This is a genomic window from Methanoregula sp. (assembly GCF_052325125.1).
Lineage (GTDB): Archaea > Halobacteriota > Methanomicrobia > Methanomicrobiales > Methanospirillaceae > Methanoregula.
This window is the reverse complement of record NZ_JBKQWO010000006.1, coordinates 12,973-30,878: the sequence shown is the minus strand read 5'-3', so window position 1 is coordinate 30,878 and position 17,906 is coordinate 12,973. Positions and strand designations below refer to the sequence as shown.

The 17,906-nt window shown below is 55.1% G+C and carries 22 protein-coding genes; 9 read left to right on the top strand and 13 right to left on the bottom strand.

What is annotated here, in order from left to right:
• Positions 1-55: 55 nt before the first annotated feature.
• Both ACLQMU_RS01840 and ACLQMU_RS01835 read right to left on the bottom strand, forming a co-directional pair.
• Positions 56-220, bottom strand: a complete 165-nt coding sequence (locus ACLQMU_RS01840) for a hypothetical protein (RefSeq protein ID WP_422150406.1) — start codon at positions 218-220, stop codon at positions 56-58.
• A 99-nt stretch (positions 221-319) separates the two neighbouring features.
• On the bottom strand, positions 320-508 hold the full coding sequence (locus ACLQMU_RS01835; RefSeq protein WP_424039797.1) for a hypothetical protein: 189 nt from the start codon (positions 506-508) through the stop codon (positions 320-322).
• Positions 509-720: 212 nt separating this feature from the next.
• Between ACLQMU_RS01835 and ACLQMU_RS01830 the strand changes: the two genes are divergently transcribed.
• The 5 genes from ACLQMU_RS01830 (at position 721) to ACLQMU_RS01810 (ending at position 3,936) form a co-directional block, all read left to right on the top strand.
• On the top strand, positions 721-1,125 hold the full coding sequence (locus tag ACLQMU_RS01830) for a hypothetical protein (RefSeq protein ID WP_422149018.1): 405 nt from the start codon (positions 721-723) through the stop codon (positions 1,123-1,125).
• A 110-nt stretch (positions 1,126-1,235) separates the two neighbouring features.
• Positions 1,236-1,583 (top strand): hypothetical protein, encoded by a 348-nt coding sequence (locus ACLQMU_RS01825; protein ID WP_422149017.1) that lies wholly within the window; start codon positions 1,236-1,238, stop codon positions 1,581-1,583.
• A complete protein-coding gene (locus ACLQMU_RS01820) occupies positions 1,571-2,083 on the top strand; it encodes a HEAT repeat domain-containing protein (RefSeq protein WP_443673508.1) in 513 nt (170 codons plus the stop codon). Before ACLQMU_RS01825 ends, ACLQMU_RS01820 begins: the two co-directional genes overlap by 13 nt.
• Positions 2,084-2,240: 157 nt before the next feature.
• The gene (locus ACLQMU_RS01815) at positions 2,241-3,149 is read left to right on the top strand and encodes an ABC transporter ATP-binding protein (protein WP_422149015.1); all 909 of its coding nucleotides are present in this window, start codon (positions 2,241-2,243) and stop codon (positions 3,147-3,149) included.
• Between the two features lies 1 nt (position 3,150).
• A complete protein-coding gene (locus tag ACLQMU_RS01810; RefSeq protein WP_422149014.1) occupies positions 3,151-3,936 on the top strand; it encodes an ABC transporter permease in 786 nt (261 codons plus the stop codon).
• A 40-nt stretch (positions 3,937-3,976) separates the two neighbouring features.
• Here the strand turns inward: ACLQMU_RS01810 and ACLQMU_RS01805 are convergent, their stop codons facing one another.
• Together ACLQMU_RS01805 and ACLQMU_RS01800 are read right to left on the bottom strand one after the other, a co-directional pair.
• On the bottom strand, positions 3,977-4,555 hold the full coding sequence (locus tag ACLQMU_RS01805) for a hypothetical protein (RefSeq protein WP_422149013.1): 579 nt from the start codon (positions 4,553-4,555) through the stop codon (positions 3,977-3,979).
• 173 nt (positions 4,556-4,728) lie between these two features.
• Positions 4,729-5,286 carry a HemK2/MTQ2 family protein methyltransferase gene (locus tag ACLQMU_RS01800; protein WP_422149012.1) on the bottom strand — a complete coding sequence of 186 codons (558 nt, stop codon included), beginning with the start codon at positions 5,284-5,286 and terminating at the stop codon, positions 4,729-4,731.
• Positions 5,287-5,512: 226 nt separating this feature from the next.
• Between ACLQMU_RS01800 and ACLQMU_RS01795 the strand changes: the two genes are divergently transcribed.
• Entirely contained in the window at positions 5,513-5,782 is a 270-nt protein-coding gene (locus ACLQMU_RS01795) for a DUF4405 domain-containing protein (RefSeq protein WP_422149011.1), read from the top strand.
• Between the two features lie 300 nt (positions 5,783-6,082).
• Here the strand turns inward: ACLQMU_RS01795 and rsmA are convergent, their stop codons facing one another.
• The 9 genes from rsmA to pfdA are packed head-to-tail and all read right to left on the bottom strand — an operon-like array spanning position 6,083 to position 12,737.
• On the bottom strand, positions 6,083-6,847 hold the full coding sequence (rsmA, locus tag ACLQMU_RS01790) for a 16S rRNA (adenine(1518)-N(6)/adenine(1519)-N(6))-dimethyltransferase RsmA (RefSeq protein WP_422149010.1): 765 nt from the start codon (positions 6,845-6,847) through the stop codon (positions 6,083-6,085).
• A complete protein-coding gene (locus ACLQMU_RS01785) occupies positions 6,844-7,407 on the bottom strand; it encodes a DUF655 domain-containing protein (protein ID WP_422149009.1) in 564 nt (187 codons plus the stop codon). Before ACLQMU_RS01785 ends, rsmA begins: the two co-directional genes overlap by 4 nt.
• A 10-nt stretch (positions 7,408-7,417) precedes the next feature.
• Positions 7,418-7,768 carry an RNA polymerase Rpb4 family protein gene (locus ACLQMU_RS01780; protein WP_422149008.1) on the bottom strand — a complete coding sequence of 117 codons (351 nt, stop codon included), beginning with the start codon at positions 7,766-7,768 and terminating at the stop codon, positions 7,418-7,420.
• A gap of 21 nt (positions 7,769-7,789) precedes the next feature.
• Complete coding sequence (locus ACLQMU_RS01775) at positions 7,790-8,080, bottom strand: 50S ribosomal protein L21e (protein WP_422149007.1); 291 nt, start codon at positions 8,078-8,080, stop codon at positions 7,790-7,792.
• A 3-nt stretch (positions 8,081-8,083) separates the two neighbouring features.
• Positions 8,084-9,316 carry a tRNA pseudouridine(54/55) synthase Pus10 gene (locus tag ACLQMU_RS01770; RefSeq protein WP_422149006.1) on the bottom strand — a complete coding sequence of 411 codons (1,233 nt, stop codon included), beginning with the start codon at positions 9,314-9,316 and terminating at the stop codon, positions 8,084-8,086.
• On the bottom strand, positions 9,307-9,882 hold the full coding sequence (gene trmY / locus ACLQMU_RS01765; RefSeq protein ID WP_422149005.1) for a tRNA (pseudouridine(54)-N(1))-methyltransferase TrmY: 576 nt from the start codon (positions 9,880-9,882) through the stop codon (positions 9,307-9,309). Before trmY ends, ACLQMU_RS01770 begins: the two co-directional genes overlap by 10 nt.
• 1 nt (position 9,883) lies before the next feature.
• On the bottom strand, positions 9,884-11,209 hold the full coding sequence (locus ACLQMU_RS01760) for a signal recognition particle protein Srp54 (protein ID WP_422149004.1): 1,326 nt from the start codon (positions 11,207-11,209) through the stop codon (positions 9,884-9,886).
• Complete coding sequence (gene ftsY / locus ACLQMU_RS01755) at positions 11,209-12,237, bottom strand: signal recognition particle-docking protein FtsY (protein WP_422149003.1); 1,029 nt, start codon at positions 12,235-12,237, stop codon at positions 11,209-11,211. The genes ACLQMU_RS01760 and ftsY overlap by 1 nt, the downstream gene beginning before the upstream one ends.
• A gap of 17 nt (positions 12,238-12,254) precedes the next feature.
• Positions 12,255-12,737: a prefoldin subunit alpha gene (gene pfdA / locus ACLQMU_RS01750; RefSeq protein WP_422149002.1), complete on the bottom strand. Its 483-nt coding sequence runs from the start codon at positions 12,735-12,737 to the stop codon at positions 12,255-12,257.
• Positions 12,738-13,517: 780 nt separating this feature from the next.
• Between pfdA and ACLQMU_RS01745 the strand changes: the two genes are divergently transcribed.
• The 3 genes from ACLQMU_RS01745 (at position 13,518) to ACLQMU_RS01735 (ending at position 17,889) form a co-directional block, all read left to right on the top strand.
• Entirely contained in the window at positions 13,518-14,039 is a 522-nt protein-coding gene (locus ACLQMU_RS01745; RefSeq protein ID WP_422149001.1) for a hypothetical protein, read from the top strand.
• A 319-nt stretch (positions 14,040-14,358) separates the two neighbouring features.
• Positions 14,359-15,690: a hypothetical protein gene (locus tag ACLQMU_RS01740; RefSeq protein ID WP_424039801.1), complete on the top strand. Its 1,332-nt coding sequence runs from the start codon at positions 14,359-14,361 to the stop codon at positions 15,688-15,690.
• A 108-nt stretch (positions 15,691-15,798) separates the two neighbouring features.
• Complete coding sequence (locus ACLQMU_RS01735; protein WP_443673507.1) at positions 15,799-17,889, top strand: hypothetical protein; 2,091 nt, start codon at positions 15,799-15,801, stop codon at positions 17,887-17,889.
• Positions 17,890-17,906 lie beyond the last annotated feature (17 nt).

Sequence of the window (17,906 nt, the reverse complement as noted above, 5' to 3'; positions counted from 1 at the left end):
TGCTCGCGATCCAGCCCCGCTCAGGGAGATACTGCACCGCGATGCTGACTTCCGGTTACCGGAGATCGGCGCCCCTCTCGATATCCCGTGAGGTTGCTTCAGGAGTGTTTCCCAGAAACACCAGGCCTTTTGCCACGTTCCGGGAATGCCGGATGCCGGTCAGGAGATCGGTAAACACCCCTTCCTCCACGGTAAAATACAGCACATTCCAGCCCGGCATCCTGTCCCATCCCGCCGTTCAGACCGTATGTAGATTGTACTTTACCCTTTGGGAGATGTAAACATTGATTTGGGCCAACATCAGGATTTTCCCCGGGACTCATATCACCCGGGAGATCTTTACCGTGATCTTGTCGTCCTGTTTTTTTATCTCTACATTGATCATCTTGTCCTTAAACGGGACTTTATGCACGCCATATTTGCCTGATGCAATGATCCTCTGGAGTTTTGCCATATCTGCACGGGGCATCCTTCGGAAATCATCATCCACAAAAACAACTGTTGCCATGACCACTACCCCCCGGGTATCCCCCGTTCGGGATTGCACGGGATATCTACTCTTTTGCGGGCGCAGGTATCAACCTTGTGCGAGGGGTTATTTTTTTTTTTCGGCGTTTAACGCTCTTTTTTCAACCCGGTTTGTGGATTAAACGCGTATCTGCGATTTTTTATGAGGAAGCATTAAATATCGTATCCCAGCATATCCCTATGTGAAGTACTATGAGCAGGGAGAAGATCAAGGTACCAGGCAATGTGTATGAAGAGCTGGTCGCTCTTGAGCGCGAGATCCATTTCACGCTGGACACCCAGGACACGGTGCGCCGGGCGGAAGACCGTGGATACATGGCGGCTGCAAACTGGATCCGGCAGAACGAGAATGCATACAAGGTCGGGTTCTCGTGGGGATTCGAACCCGAGGCAGAGGAACCACACAGCACGATCCGGGACGTTCCCGAGCGGACAGAACCGGTACAGAGGCGGACAGTTTCCCACCCTCCCACCCTCCAGGCCAGCCGGCCCCAGCCCCAACCCGGCAGGTCGCCCCAGAGAAAATCTTCCTCCGGCTCCGGCAGCGGCAACGGTATTATTGCCGGGATAAAAAACTGGATCAATAAATACTTCTGATCACCCTCTTTTTTCAAAGGAGAGTACCGGTATCCCGGTGGGTATGCGTCCGGTAAAAAGACTAATCTGAAGCTGACGGGAAATACTTTTCACGGGAAGTACGATCACCTATGGCACGTGAACTCAATGAAAAGGATCTGGTAATCTTAAAAAAACTCGCTCCTGAGTGTGATGACCTCACCTGCGGCGGATCGGGACACCGGTTCCACGCGATCCTGCCCCCGGTCTCCAACCATTTTGCCGAAAGTGCCGAGGATTTTATCGGACGGATCAACCGGCTTTCCGATGAGGAACTGACCTATATCACCGAAAAAATCCTGACCGGGGAAGAGGGTCTCGGATGTGTAGAGGTCGAGGATGCCGAAGCGCTCGTTAAACTCATTCATGACAGGATCTCCCCGGAGATGGCAAACAAGGTGATCGCAGCCTACGAATCCGGCGGTGAATGCGACCGCTGATCCCACCGCCGGAAACAAGCCCTCTCATGACCGATATCACCCTCCTGATTTCTGCGCTGGGCTCACCCGTGGTAAAGACACGGCGTGACGCCGCAGCCCGTCTCGGCAGATCCGGTAATCCTTCAGCGGTAGCGCCGCTCATGCAGGTACTTTCCGACGCTCACCCGGTCGTCCGCCGGGAAGCGGCACAAGCCCTCGGGAGGCTGGACGACGACCGGGCCGTGCCCGGCCTTATCACGGCCCTGGCCGATACTGACCCCGAAGTCCGTGCCGGGGCAATCGCGGCACTCGGGCGGCTGAAAGACCGCCGGGCGGTCATTCCCCTCACCGGCTGCCTCAAAGATCGCGATGACCGGATCCGGACCGGGGCGGCGGAGGTGCTGGGGAGGTTAGGCGACAGCAGGGCAATCGGCCCACTCACGGGCGCAGCCATCGACCCCTTTGAAAGCGTCCGTGAGGCAGCTGGCAAAGCCCTTCTCCACCTCCGGAAAAAAGCATAAACACGATATTCGGGAATCGTTCCCGTGAAAGCGAAGTTGCAGCACCCCCACCCTGAAATTTTTTCCCTGTTCCTGCTGTGCACACCCGACGCAGTTTTTGTAGTATCACGAGAAATTTATGGATGCGCGGTGCACTGATGAATACGAAGGAAATCTGATGTCCGTTATCATCGAAGCCGAAAACCTGATGAAGACCTACAACGACACGATTGCCGTCAGCCACATCAGATTTAGTGTGAAAAAAGGGGAGATCTTCGGTTTTCTCGGGCCAAACGGCGCAGGAAAAACAACCACCATGCGGATGATCGAGTGCGTCTCGCCTCGCACGTCGGGAATGCTCCGGGTGTTCGGCATGGATCCTGAAAAAAACCCGGCTGAAATCAAACAACGGATTGGTGTCGTCCCGCAGGAAACCAACCTCGACCCGGACTTCACGTGCTCGGGAAACCTGCTTACCTACGCCCGGTACTTTGATATCCCCCCGGCCGAAGCGGAAAAACGGGTGGGGGACCTGCTCGCGTTTGTGGCGCTCACCGAGAAACGTGACGTGTCCATCGATAAACTCTCCGGGGGCATGAAACGCCGGCTCATCCTCGCCCGGGCGCTCATCAACAACCCGGATCTGCTCATCCTGGACGAACCGACCATCGGCCTCGACCCGCAGGCACGCCACCTGATATGGGAACGCCTCCGGCTCCTCAGGGCACAGGGGAATACTATCGTGCTCACTACCCATTACCTTGATGAGGCGGCCCGGCTCTGCGACCGGCTGGTGATCATGGACCACGGCACGTTCCTTGTCGAGGGGACACCCGCCGATCTGGTCCGGGACCAGGTGGGAAGCGAGATCATTGAAATGGATAACACCCCGGAAGTGATCGCCTGCCTTGCGGATCTTGGCGTGACTTACGAAATCCTCGGCGACGAGGTGCAGGTGGCGACCGACGCATCCCGGGAACTCGCAAAAACCCTGCTCGACCGGTGCAAAAAAAGCAGGGTGAGTACCCGGCCGGCGACACTCGAGGACGTGTTCCTGAAACTGACCGGGAGGACCCTGAGGGAATAGCATGCCGTCTGTCTGGTCGTTTCCCCGGATTACCCGTCGCGCAGAAAAGGTCTGGCAGCGCAACCTTGTAGTTTTTTTCAAGACATGGAAGGTGAATTTCTTCCCACCGTTCATCGAAGCGTTTCTTTATCTCTCCGCCATCGGTCTCGGCATCGGAACGTACGTGGGGGCTATCGACGGCGTTCCGTATATCGACTATATCGCGCCGGCCATCCTTGCGATATCGGTCATGAACTCTGCGTTCTTCGAATGCACGTACGGCTCCTATGTGCGGATGTATTACCAGAAGAGTTTTGACGCGATGATAGCGACGCCGCTCTCGATCGAGGACGTGATCGCAGGAGAAATTCTCTGGGGCGCGACAAGGAGCCTGATCTCGGTTGCAATCATGCTGCCGGTTCTCGTGGTATTCAGGGTCATCTCGCTTCCGTTCTCTCTTTTTGCCATCCCGCTCGCATTCCTTGGCGGGCTCACGTTTGCCGGCCTAGCGATGTGTTTTACCGCGATCACGCCGAGCATCGATACGCTCAATTACCCCTCTTTTTTACTCATTACGCCCATGATGCTGTTTTCGGGCACCTTTTTTCCTCTTTCCGTCCTCCCCGCGATCTTCCAGTACGTCGCCCTTGCCATCTTCCCGCTCACCCATATTGTGGCACTTATGCGGATGGCAACACTTCCTGATGCAGGCGCACTGCTTCCCCTGCACATCGCATGGATACTCGCCGCTACCTTAATCTTCTGCGTGATCTCGATCAACCTGATGCGGCGCCGGCTGATCGTATAAGGATATGAGGCTTTAAAAAAAGTTACCGGAACCCGGCCCGTTACTTCTGTCTGCGGGCACGGGGACACTGCTGCCAGAGAGGATCGGACATGCTGACCGCTCCTTCGGGCGGGTTCTTCACCGGCAGAACCGTACGTTCAGCATCCTGTATGTTACGGAGCGCATCGTCAAGGAGGATAACCTCCCGTTCGATATCGGTCAAAGGGAAATCCCTGCGCAGTTCCAGCAGGAGGATCGCGATCTCGTCCCTGACGAGGAGATCGGCGCTTCCCCCCTCATCGCACATGCCCAGCTCGTGGTAGCAGAGCAGCGTCCGGTACGTTTCCGTATACGCGGTTAGGTCGCGGAAGAGTTCTTCGCGGTAAGCCCGGCCGCCCGTGCGTTCCACGATTTTTAGTTCACGGGTGATGCGGTCGTATTCTGCCAGCGCTTCCGTGAGTGCGGCATCGCCCTTAAAGGAGGCCAGAATCTCACGCAGGGGATACTGTGCAAAATACGGTGCACCGGCCCGGTACCGCCCGAAACTGCTGCGTTCCAGGGCGTGATCGCGGGTCTCCTGCACGGCCGTGTCGTACCGGTGCAGGCGGTGCCTGATATCGTAGGTGGTGGTTGTATCCATGGGATTACCTGCTGGTGAATGGGTAAAACGGGAAACGGATTAGTAAAAAACTGCTCCAGATATTGCCGGTTATTCCTTAAATAATTTTAATAGAGCGAGGAACAGGATACCCTGGAGGGGGTACCAGGCACTCCGCAGCGCAAAAACCGGCCCTGCGGTTAAAAGGGAATGCATCAGCCCTGTTTTCTGATGAGCCGGAGCACGTAGAGTTCCTCGTCTTCAACCTTCTGTCGGCATGCCACTTCAGCAGTAAAACCGCGATCGACAAACAACTCCACAACCTCGGAGAGCCCGGTCAGCGAGGATACCAGAAGCAGGATCCGTCCAGCCGGAGCAAGCACCTCGCTGACTGCGTCTGCGAAACGCCCAATCACATCCCGACCGGTGGCGCCGCCGTCCAACGCAGACTCCAGCCAGTCGTCGATCCGCTCCCCAGGCTGTGTCGGGAGATACGGGGGGTTGAAAATGATAAGATCGAATGTGCCCCTGATGCCAGAGAAGAGATCGCTTCGCACCACATCTATGCCTTTCTGCCGCGCACAGAAAACTGCATGGGGGTTGATATCGGTCGCTACGATCTCACAGTCCCGCGCCAGCGCCGCGGCGATACAACCCGAGCCGGTGCCGACTTCGAGCACCCGGTCGCCGGGCCTCACCTCGGCCTGTGCTGCCGCGAGGAGCAGGAACGTGTCCGCTTCGGGCTGGTACACCTGCGCAGGATAGTAGGGCATAGCTGAAAGAAGAGTGGGGCGGGGAGGAAAATAAGGGATCGCCCGGGTCGGCCATAAGAAATCGCTTCAGCCCCGGCAGGAACCAGGTGCATCCAGAATGTCAGAAGATTTCCCGGGAGAATGGCGTAATTATGCATCCGGTTCTCAAGGACGTGTGCAATTGGTACGCATGTCTTCCCTAAGCGCGTACAAACCAATATGAGGAGACAGGAAAAATGCAGATCAGATGGACAACATCAAACTCAAATGGCTGGTTGATCTTCTTCTGGGGATCACCTTTATTCTCTGTTTTGTCAGCGGGCTTCTGAAATATACCGTACTGTTGCAGCTGACCGGGTTAAGCGACGTTATCCTCCCTGCAGCGTTGATCTCCGACCTCCATGACTGGTCCGGTCTTTTCCTTGGGCTTTTCGTCTTTCTCCACCTGCTCCTGAACCGCCGGTGGATTATCTCAACAACGAAAAAGATCCTTTCCGGGAGCAGGGGAGAGCCCTGATCCCTTAAACCCACCGGCAATTTATAGAGCGGGGTGGCCGCACCAGTGAGGAGAGCTTTCCCCTTGGAGAGGGGGGCTAACTGGCATGGGCGGCGGGAACTGACGCTCAGTGGTACGGATACTGCTGCACCGGATATTTCTATGCAGGATCTACACGGGATGTTTTCCCGTCTCACCAGCCTTTAACCCCGGTCAGGATTCAAGCGAAAAGAAAGAAAAGAGGAGATTGCGGGAAAGAGGGGGCACCATACAGAGCATTCAGAAGAGGATATACCACAAGAAGACAGCGCTAACATAGATTTACTCAAAATTCGCGATCGTTGCAAAATCTTCCAGGTATAATTCTTCCGGCCGGCTCTGGAGAATTTCGCCCGGCAGCACATCAATAACACGCTTTGCCCATTCGGGATCAAGGATTCCCGACGACCCCCTGATGCCGTTTCGGACCGTCTTACGCCGGTGGGTAAAGAGCGCCCGCACCACGTCAGCATACCGTTTTTTGTTGTCGACACCGAAGATCGGCAGCCGGGGGGTGATCTTCACCACCATCGAGTGGACCTGGGGCTTGGGCGAGAAACAGGTGGGCGGGAGGGTGAAGCACTGCTGCACCACTGCATAGGTCTGGACCATGATCGAGAGCCGGCCGCAGTTTTTCGTGCCAGCCGGGGCCACCATGCGCCGGGCAAACTCCTCCTGGAACATCAGCACCGCCACCTCAAACCCGATATCGAGGAGCCGGAAGGTTATCTTCGAGGAAACCGAGTAGGGGAGGTTGGAAACCACCATCCCGAAGGGCGGGAGGGGGCACCGGGTCGCATCGCCGTGCGTGACCGTCAGCGTCCCGTCCCGGATCTCTTCGGAAAAAAGATCGACGAGCTCCTCGCAGAGGGCACCGTCCAGTTCCACCGCATGGACAATAGCCCCCCGGTCGAGCAGGGCCCGGGTCAGCGCCCCGTTCCCCGGCCCGACCTCAAGGACCGTCTTCCCCTTCACATCCGCACAGTCCGCAATCCGGCCGATCGCATTCTTGTCGATGAGGAAGTGCTGGTCGTGGTGGGCTTTCATTTCGTTGTGAAAAGGTGGTACTTGACGTCCTTGTCCTGCAGTTCTTCGAGAATCCGCGCCTGGATCATCTTCTCCGGGTGGGGGATTGACTTGATCCGTGTAGAGATATCCGCGAAACTCTCAAACGGCTTCCTGTTTCTGGCCTCCAGGACCTCCCACATCAGTTTCTTCCCGATACCGGGCAGCAGGTGGAGCATGTGGAGCTTAGGCGTGATCGAGATGGCCTTGTTAAAGAACGTGACAAAATCCGTTTCCCGCCCGGTGACGACCTGCTCGATCATGAACGGCAGTTCACCCTTTGCGGTCGGGGTCAGCTCGTCGTAGCTGATCCGGCGTTTCACGCGTTCGATCTTGTCCCTCTCGGAGTCCCCGATATAGACCTTGTCATGGAGATTGATGACCATGCCGGGCTTGGGGATAAGTTCAAGCAGTTTGAATTGCTCAAGACCCATTGCCTGGACAACCGGTTCACGCTTAAACTGGGGCCGGGGATCGTCGGCATGCCCTTTCATGAGCACATCCAGTACGATCGCATTGACCTCTTTTTTCTCGACCTTCATGACCTGCACCTCAGAAGTGTGCCATGACCAGATCGATAATGGAATCAATCTCTTCGGGAGCGAGCGTGAACCGCTCCTTTGCGAAGATCGCACGGACTTCGTCCCGGCTCTTGGGCATGATATTTGCTATCCGGTAGGCGATCTCCGGCTTCATCTTCTCAAGTTTGAGGAGCTTGTCCACGAGATCCTTGGATTTCTCGGGAGTGGTCTTCGCTAGCTGATTGGCATGTTCCATGCTCCGCCGAAACTCATAGGAAAGCTCCTTCTCGGCAGCAATCCTCTCTGATTCCACGCCCATAAGAACTGCGCGGAGTTCGGGGAGTGTAACCTTTTCTTCGCTAAGAATACCCTTCACTTTCATGCCAATCACCTGACATTGAGTTTACTTTTGTGCTTTTAGATGTTGTGGTCGTGCAATAACCGTTTTTTCGGCATTGCCGTCGTGAATGGAGAGCATCCACGCACGGCCGCGTTTGCCGATCACGGTGCCCGTGAGCCCGTGGAAACGGCGATGCGGCATCCCCTTCTGGATGCTTGAGTTCACGACGATGTGAACCTTCTCGCCGACCTCGAACTGCTGGATAACGGAGGTGACCGGCGGCAGCCCGCGTTGTCTTAATTCTTTCTTGAATTTATACCGTGTTTTTTTTCTGGGTCCATTGTGGTGTGCCATTGTCTAATCTCCCTCCTGTGGTCCTTCTACCTGCACGACATCAAGACTGGTGACGTGCGCCGATCTCTGCAGGATCTCGGCAAGACTCGGGGTGGTCCTTCCCTGATCTCCTGATACGAGTTCTTTGATGTAGAGACCGGCTTCGCCCAGGACTTCAAGGATAAACTGTCCGTCCTGTACCCCTACGCACTCGATATCGAGGACTTTACGCTCCCGGATCTTATCTGCTCTCCGGTGGGCGACCCGTTCGGGCGTGCGCTGCTGTATTGTGACGCCTTTTAAGGCTTTTAGGTCATTTGCGAGTTCTTCCGCAGATAATGGCCCTTCAACCTCGACCAGGATCCTGTATTTTTTATGCGCTTTACTTGATTTAAGGGTTTCCACGTCCGAACGGTCGCTCCAGTGCGAGAGAGCAACCGCAACCCTCCCGTCAGCGCTCCGGTTGATCTCCGCTTCAACGGCGACAAGGTCCATGGTACGCTTTTTCGGGGCAACGACTTCAAGGATGAACGGCCGGCCGGTTCCCACGCAGCGGGCGTCGATATCCTCCCTGCCGGCCCCGTGCAACACCGCGTCCTCAGCGTCAAAAAGTTCGATGACCGGCCTGCCGATCAATTCCTCGACAGAGTCCAGGTACTGCTTGCCAGTATAGTTGCACTTCTCGCAGCCGGCCCCCCTGCAGGCCCGGCAGTTCCAGTGGGTCTGAGGGATACCGCGCTCGAACTTCTGGTATCTCCCGTAAAAGAACAGGGAGTTGACCTGGATATCCACCATACCGGACGCCGGGTCGAGCAGGGCGATAATATCGGGCTTCTTGAAGTCCACGGTCTTTCCCGTGAGCGCCGAGACTGCCTTTCCCACCTCGCGGTTCACCTCGGACTTAAAGGGTTCCGGTTCGCCAAGGGAGAGGTCGCTCCAGACCATCTCCTCGTTCTCCGCAATCAGCGGGGGAACCCGGCAGCCGATAAGGAATGAGGAGTACTCATGTCCTTCCATCGCACTGACCACTTTTTCTGCCCATTCCGGGACAGCATCGAAGAAGTTGCCGCAGACCCAACAGATGCCGGTAAAACGCTCGTACGGCTGGTTTAAGGCCAGTGCCCGTGCAATACGGAGGCCCCGGCCGCGTTCATCGTCAGAAAGCCCATGCGAGCGCTTGCCAAAGAACCGTCCCAGGCAGTGATCGCAGCAGTCCCCGTATGCGAGGATCTTTTCGACTTGTTCGTTTATTTCCATCCGTTGTTCCTCCGGTCGATCTCGTTCGAGATGACCGTAATCGTATGATCGGCGTGCAGGCAGACCGGCCCGACCGAATACCGGGGGGCGTCGCGTATGAGCGCCTCCTCTGCATCCGAAAAATTCTGGTGGTCGGAGAGCAGGAACACCGCAGGCATCACCGGTGCCGTGCGGATATCGGTACCCTTCTCGTCCAGTACGGCAAACGGGTGTTCGGCGATCAAGCGTTCAAGGCCGCCATTTCGTACAAACACGCCCGGCGCGGCTTCCCGGAATTCGCTCCCGCAGGGGATGGAAAGCGCCTTTTTGATGAGTGCCCCGGCACTCCGTTCATCTGGCGAGAGTGAGCGGATCGCATTTCCCCGGAACTGCACGGTCTTTGGCTCCTTTGGCCCACCGAGAAGAACAAGAGAGCAGTCCGCGTCCCGACGCAGGTTGTGCGAGAGGAAGAGCGAGGCGTTCACGCACCGACAGAGAACGTCCATGCGCCCTGCCCCGGGGAGATCGTTTAAGGAAAAATCCCCGTCCGTGCGGGCAAGGTGCCCGACAATCGCAAACGAGGCCATGTCATTGCATTCCGGAGAAACGCTTCATCAGGCGCTGCATGTTGAGTTTTCCGCCGCCCGCGCCCCGGAGTCCCTTGAGGGTCTTGTGCATCATCTTGTAGTATTTTAAAAGTTCCCGTACTTCTTCGGGACTACCGCCGGCGCCCCGGGCGATCCGCTGCATCCGCGAACTGTTGATAAGACCGGGATCATCGAGCTCCTTTGGTGTCATCGAGTCCATGAGGATCCGGTACCGGACCATCTTCGTGCTCGTGACATCGTAGACTCCCTCGGGCAGCTGCATATTGCCCATAGGGAGCATGTTCATGATCTGTTTTAAGGGGCCCATCTTGTTGAGCGCTTCGAGCTGCTTGTACATGTCGCGGAGGGTGAAGTGGCCCTTCATCATCGCTTCCATGTCAATCTCGCCTGCCATCTGGGCTTCCTGGGCTTTTTCCATCAGCGCCTGGAGGTCGCCCATCCCGAGGAGCCGGGAGATAAAGCCGTTCGCGTCGAAGCGTTCGAGGTTTTCTATCGTCTCTCCCGCCCCGATAAAGACGATCCCGCTCTTGGTCTCGGCAACGGCCGAGAGGGCGCCGCCGCCTTTTGCGGTGCCGTCCATCTTGGTGATGATCACGCCGTCGATCCCGATCGCTTCATGAAACCGGCGCGCCTGCTCGCTTGCCTGCTGGCCGAGTGCAGCGTCGATCACGAGCCAGCGGTGGGTGGCTTTCGTGATCGCGTTGAGGTCGATAATCTCCTGGATAAGGTCAGGTTCAAGAGCGTGCCGGCCCTGCGTATCGACAATAATAACTTCCTGGTCTTTTATCGCGGCAAGCCCATCTTTGACAATCTTTCTCGCATCGGTCGCCTTCGGGTCGCCAAAACAGGGGACGTTGATTTTCGCACAAAGCGTCGAGAGCTGGTCGTAAGCCCCGGGCCGGAATGTATCGGCGCAGATCACACCAACCTTCATGCCTTTCTTCTGGAAGTAGCGGGCGATCTTCGCCGTCGTCGTCGTCTTGCCGCTCCCCTGGAGCCCGGCCATCAGGATGACCTGCGGTTCGAGTTTTAAGTCGGCCGTGGCATAGACCAGCCGGACGAGTTCCTGGTAAACGATGCGCAGGACGTGTTCGCGGACGTTAGTGTTTTTCGGCAGTTCCTCGTCAAGCGACCGGGTCCGGATCGCCTTTGAGAGTTCCATGACGAGCTTGACGTTCACATCCGCGGAGAGAAGCGCCCGCTGGAGGTTCTTGACCAGTTCGTCAACCGCCGCCCGGTCGACCACGGCTTTACCGGCAAGTTTCTTAAGAGCGTCCTTGAGCGAGCCGGAAAGACTGTCCATCATCAGGCACCACTCCCGAGAAGTTCCTCGACAACTGCGCCGGGCTCGAACGGGACGATGTCCTCGTAGGCCTGTCCCGTGCCCAGGAAGAGCAGGGGTTTCCCGATAGTGTGGGCGATCGAGATCGCCGCCCCGCCCCGGGAATCCATGTCGGCCTTGGTGAGAACGATGGCATCGGCCCCGACCGTCCTGTCAAACTCGGCAGCCCTGACGACTGCATCGTTTCCGGCAACCGCCTCGTCCACGTAGACTATAAGATCGGGTTTCATCACGCGCCGGATCTTGTCGAGCTGGCTCATCAGGTTCGCCTTCGTGTGGAACCGGCCGGCAGTATCCGCGAGCACGACGTCCGTCTTGTGGGCGAGGGCGTACTGCACAGTGTCAAAGAGCACCGCTGACGGATCGGCACCGGTCTGGTGTTCGATGACCTTGATCCCGATCCGTTCGGCATGCACGCCGATCTGTTCGATGGCCCCGGCCCGGAAGGTGTCGCCGGCACCGATCACGACCGAGAAACCCTGTTTCTTGAGGTATGCGCCGATCTTTGCGACGGTCGTGGTCTTGCCGGTCCCGTTCACCCCGATAAAGAGGATCTTGACCGGCCGCTCGCGGGCCCGTATATACGCAGGAAGGTCAAGACCAGTACCGAGCACCTTCAGCAGTGCGGACCTGAGGGCCCCGACGACAAGCGTGTCGACCGATTCCCCGATCTTGCGATGCCTCCCTACGAGGCCGGTTCTGATGTCTGCAATGATCGCATCGGCGACCGGCAGGGCGACATCGCTTTCCAAAAGTGTCATCTCCAGCTCTTCAAGGGCCCCGGCAACATCCTTTTCAGAAATGACAAGTTCGCGGTCGATAATCAGGATTTTTACCTTGTCGGCAAGAGTCGGGTTCTTTCCCGGCATGGCAGCAGTGGAAGGTACGGCCTGTTCTGCCGACGCGGACTGCGCAGCTTCCGCTGCTGCCCCGATACTCGCGCCAAGCCGGTTCCGTGCGGACTGCAGCTGTTCCCTGAGACCCGAAAACATGTGCGAGGGTTCCCCGGTTACTCTTCGTCGTTATCTTCGTGTTCGTGCCGGCGGGGAGCCGGGTTTTCAGCCGCGGATGCCTGCCGGTAACCCTGTTCGAGCCGTTTTGCGATCTCGTTCATCTGCCCTTTGAGTTTGTCCAGTGCCTCGGCCACCTTCTTCTGCGAGGCTTCCATCTCGGTGATCCGGTCTTTCAGGTACCCGACCGCATCCGGGTTGGTCTTTTCCACGATCACATCGGAGCCGATATTGAGGAGGACTTTTTCCGGATCGACGATCTTCGCCCGGAGGCTTGCCCCGCCGCCGATCTGGAGGAGCACATTGCCGTCTTCTGTTGAGACAAGTGCCTCAAGCGCCTCGATCGCGGCAAACGCCTCCATGCGCCCGTTTTCCATCAGCTCGAGCTGGCCGGCAAAGACCTCGGCCTGCTGTCCGTATTCTTTTAAGTAGTACTGGAGCGTTTCGATTTCGCGCTGGTCCATGGGTTGTGCTGCTGCCAAGATTCCTGCCTCCCTTTTTCTGTTGCGGGTAACCGGGTCTTTCTGATATGTTTGTCCGCAGGGAGCATAAATACATCATTATGGGTTGTTCCGCCGGCTCCCTCTGTACTCACCAGTCCACTGTCGTGCGTCGTGCTTGCCTTTGGTAAAATACCGGATGTCATAGGATTCAGACGGGTGTTTCTGAGCGGTTTTTATCATTTTCACGCCCGGCTCATGTACCTGCGGGGCCCTGCTCCCCCTCAGTACCGGATGAAGGCTCATACCATCAGCAAACCCGGTTACGAATCCCTGAACACGCCGGTCATACCGGATCATCGCCATGAACCAAGGCTCGGTGTGACCCTCGGGGTATCTTCAGGAATCCCCAAATTCCCTTGCCGGTACTGGCAAAAACAAACCCTATCCCGGGAGGATAGTGAATGCACGGCTAAATGGTTCACATCCCGGGAAACGCGCATGGCCAAAACCCATTATTTCATGCAAATTCCGGAAGATTTGCACATGCCGGATTTTCTGATCGGGCCTTATTTTTACACACTGCTATTTATAGTACTCTTTATAATTCGGAATAGATAGAATATTTTTTTTTGGTTTTTAAAAATTTATGATCCATGAAATCTACATTTTTGCGTTCGTAAAAAATCAGTAAAACCGGGAAAATTCCACTGTTTTTCGGGGATATTTTTCCGTTTCCGGCTTTGAAAAAGTGGCGCAAGTTTGATATGAACGGAAATGAGTGTAACTCTTGATCATTACGATCACAGGAGGAGAGAAAACATGAAAACAAAACTATGGATTATTGTTGGGGTTCTGATCATCGCATTCGCAGCGATGGTTGCACCGGTGATGGCGGATGGTACTGTTACAACTTCTGGAAACCAGCCTACAAATGCCTCGGTTTCGATACTTAATGCTTCTACCAACTTCGGAAGTTTTACAGTGGGTACGGATACCATATCTCCCAGCCATTATAACACATCAGTTGGTTTCCCGGTAATAGATGTGTATTCCAATGAGAACCAATGGTATGTAAAAGTGAACGGAAACAACGCTGAAATGACCAATGGTGTTTATACTCTCGCTAATCCTTTGACTATTCAAAATGCGACACCTGTCACTGATATCACTGGGGTCGCCAGTCCGTTGACACTAACCACCAGTGCGACCCAATTGCTGATGGGTTCACCTGTTGACGAAACTTACGTTCCCCTTGTACTTCAGCAACCAATTATTCCGACGGATACAGCTGCCAACGGCTATCAAATGGTAATTACCGTGGCATACTCTGACACGGCCTAGTCATTTTCTCCCATCACGGGGGAAATAAATACTTTTTATGACTTTTTTGGGGAGATTCTACCGGCAGTTCTGCGAAATATATCGTGCGTACCGCTCGGAGTCATCACAAGCCATTAAAAAATGTTAAATATTCTCCCATTCAAAGCAGAAATAGTGATGTCGAAGAAACGATATGCCGTTCACCGGTACGATCATCTGATATGGCACTAGCAAAAGACCTTAAAAGGGTTTATTTTCCTTACAGTTTCTCATAAAGAGGTGTGAAATGAAAGATCGAATCAAGAGATGGGCAATGATAAATGGATTGCTGATCCTGATAATGTTGGTAATACTCTGTACCGTACCTGCATCTGCGATCAATATCCTTGGAACAAAGTATGTCGGCAGCATAGCACCAGGTGGAACGGATACCTTCCCGATGACCATTGGTCTTGGACCGAACGAAAATCCATCCGATATATCGGTTGAAGTGATGGGATTCGGTCAACAGATGGACTCGGGTTTTGTCCCCATTGATCCGGCGAACGACACGAACCCGTATTCGGCACGGACATTTATCTCCCTTGATAATACAACCTTTCATCTGGAGCCTGGAGCATCCCAACCGGTAACTGCGACTATCACCCTCCCAAAGGACGTGGGCACGGGAGGTAGATATGCTATAATCTATGTCCATGCTCTTCCAGTAGGAAGTGGACAGACCACCATTACGACGGCAATAATTGTACCGGTACTGATCACCATTTCGGGAACCACCCCCTCCTTGACCGGCAGCATAACGGGAGTAGACGTCGGAAGTTTGACCGTTGGCCAGCCGATTGTAGTCACCACGACCTTTAAAAACACGGGAAATTACCAGTATCGATATATCGTCAACAATGTCACGATCACTGATGGGAATGGGAACATTATAGGAGAGGGTTCGGCGCAACCGTGGCCGAACTCCATCATTCCCGGAAATACCGTGCAATATGTTGTCACCCCCGATGTGAAGAATCTGTCTGCGGGAACCTATACCGTCGATTCAAAGATCCTCCTCGAAAACGGACAGGTTCTTGATGATAAGACAAACACGTTCACAGTGGGAACAAATTACGTTCCTCCAATAACCGCGTCCAGTATCTCCCTCACACCGGGAAGTGCGGGAACCCTGACATCAACTGATGGCCGGATCTCGATCCTGTTCCCGCAGGGTGCGGTACTGGGTGATGCCATGGTTACCCTTCAACCGTACTCCCTGGATTCCCTTCCCTCCGCACCAGCGGGCGCAAAATTTGGGGCAACCTGTTTTGAGGTCACCGGGCTCTCCGGTCTGCTCAGCAAGGATGCCACGGTCCGGGTCACTTATTCGGCTGACGATTTTGCAGCGGCCGGTGGGGATGCATCCCAGCTGAAACTCTCCTACTATGACGCTGCCCAGAATGCGTGGGTCATCCTGTCCACGCAGGTGGATTCTAGCAGTACAACGCTGACTGCGACAACCAACCACCTGAGTGTCTGGGCCGTCATGGTTTCATCGTCAACCACCGGTGGCACCGCAGCCGAGGCTGCACCAGAGGCAACCACAACCAAGAGTCCCCTTCCCCTGACCGTGATTCTTGTGGCAATTATTATCGCTGGTATTGCATTCTGTAAGAGTGGCAGGAAATGAAAATGAATGAAAAATAATTTTTTAATTTTTTTTGTCATTTCCTTTTTTCTCTGTCTTACTTCAGGATTTTTCGTAAATCCCGTGGATGCAGGAAACACAGGAATAGTGGTGATTACCGGAACAATGCCCCTTATCACCTATAATGTATCGGCCGGAGGGATCGGTAGTAACAACGCCACGATAACCTGGAACACAAACGGTAATGCCAACAGCACTGTTAATTACGGTACTACAATCTCTTATGGCTCAACCAGCTCCGATGATGTGATGGTGTCCACGCATACAATCGGGTTGAACAGCCTCTCCTCAAACACAACATACCATTACCTGGTGACATCAACAACTCTTGACGGGTTATCCGTTACCAGCGCGGATGCGAATTTTACAACCCTGTACCCCACCGGGATAACCGTCGCCACCCAGACTCAGGGGACCACCTTCTCCGGTACCACTACCACGACAGTCGCCGGTACCCAGCAGGTAAATCTCACCCTTTCAACAGTTTCCGGGACGCCAACAGTTTCCGGAAACACGGTCACGGTCAGCAATCCGGGGAATGGCTGGTCCAGCCTGCAATACACCGGAACAAATGTGGTAAACGACGGGCAGAACATCAGTATTGACGGCATACAGGGCGTCACCATGCAGAGCGCTCCGGTCACCGCTAGTCTTGGCGGGAGTATCGGGACGGTCAGCACCCAGATTACGGTCCCCCTGACCCAGCTCGTTTCCGGCGCCACAATCCAGCAGAATGTCATTAGTGGGGCGACGTCTTCCGTGTCCGATGCTTTCCAGGTTGCAGCAGCCGACAACAACCTCAATATCCAGGCAATTGCCTATACGGTTGAATTCCAGAACACCGGGTCCCTCAATGCCAACCTGGGAAGCGCCGGAGTGACGCTGGACCTGAGCGTCGATGATGCATGGGTGGTCGCAAATGGTGGCAGGAGCAATATAAGGATCCTGCGGTTAGGGGATGACGGGACAAAAGAAGTTCTCACCACGCAATATGTCTCAAGCACGGGTTCCACCGATTATTTCAGGGCTACTTCACCTCACGGGCTTTCGACCTTTGGCATGTCTGCCACCAGTGGCAGCGGCGGGGGTAATAATGGGGGTGGTGGCAACGGAGGGAGTAATAATAATGGTGGGAGTGGTAGCGAAGGGAGCAGCAGCGTCTCGGGGGGCTTCCTTTCGAGCCTCTTCGGGATTCCACCGGCGGCCCCGGTGGCATCCCTCCCGGTCGCGCAGCCGGGCCTCCAGCTGGGTCCGTTCGAAACAAATGCAACAACGACAACCCGGTCCCTCTCGGTCGCAGGATTAACCGCAACCACCGGAACTGCGGGGACACAGACCTTCCTTCTAGACACTGCACTCGCAAGACAGTCAGGATCAATAATTTCCCTCACAGATAACGCAATCACCATCATCCAGCCGGGCTTCACTCTTACAGTGGTAACCAGCGACATGTCGATTAAGGATAACGGGTTGATATCCGGTACCGTCAAAAGCGTGGGATTGAATACTGCACCCGCGTATGCAGAGACGAATGCAGGCACGGTTTCCATCTCGGTCAGTACACCACTTGATTCAATTCCTGAAAATGCATCAATCACAACCGCTATTTCATATATCGCAAACCAGGGAATACAGGATGCGTTCCAGTCAGCTGCCAAAGGCAATAACCAGCAGATCGAAGGGATAGCATACAGTGCATACGTCGGGAAAAACAACTTTGTTGCACCCGGGCTGGCGATTATAAACCTGACCATCCCCCCGGACTGGGTTACGAATCATGGAGGGATTCAGTCGATAGGAATTGCACGTCTCTCTGATGAGGGGACTTCCGCCATACTCAAGACCGATTATACAGGGTCCGATAATAGAGGAAATATGGTCTTCCAGGGAACATCTCCCCAGGGGTTGTCCATATTCGGCCTGATCAGCCTGAAAAACCAGACCGGACCTGCGCCGACAGGGGCTGGAACCCCGGCTCCCGCACCATCATCCCTGTCGCAGTCTCCCGGCGGAATCATCCGAAGCTTTGCAGGAGGCGTCGAAAGGATTATTGCGAACAATATTGTTATTGTTCTGGTAATCGGGGGATGTCTTATCCTGCTGGCAATTGGAACCGGTGTTATCGTGTATAACCGAAGGGTCCCTAAAAAGAACAACCGGAACGGAAAAAATGAACGATGATCGTTGGCAGGAAAGAA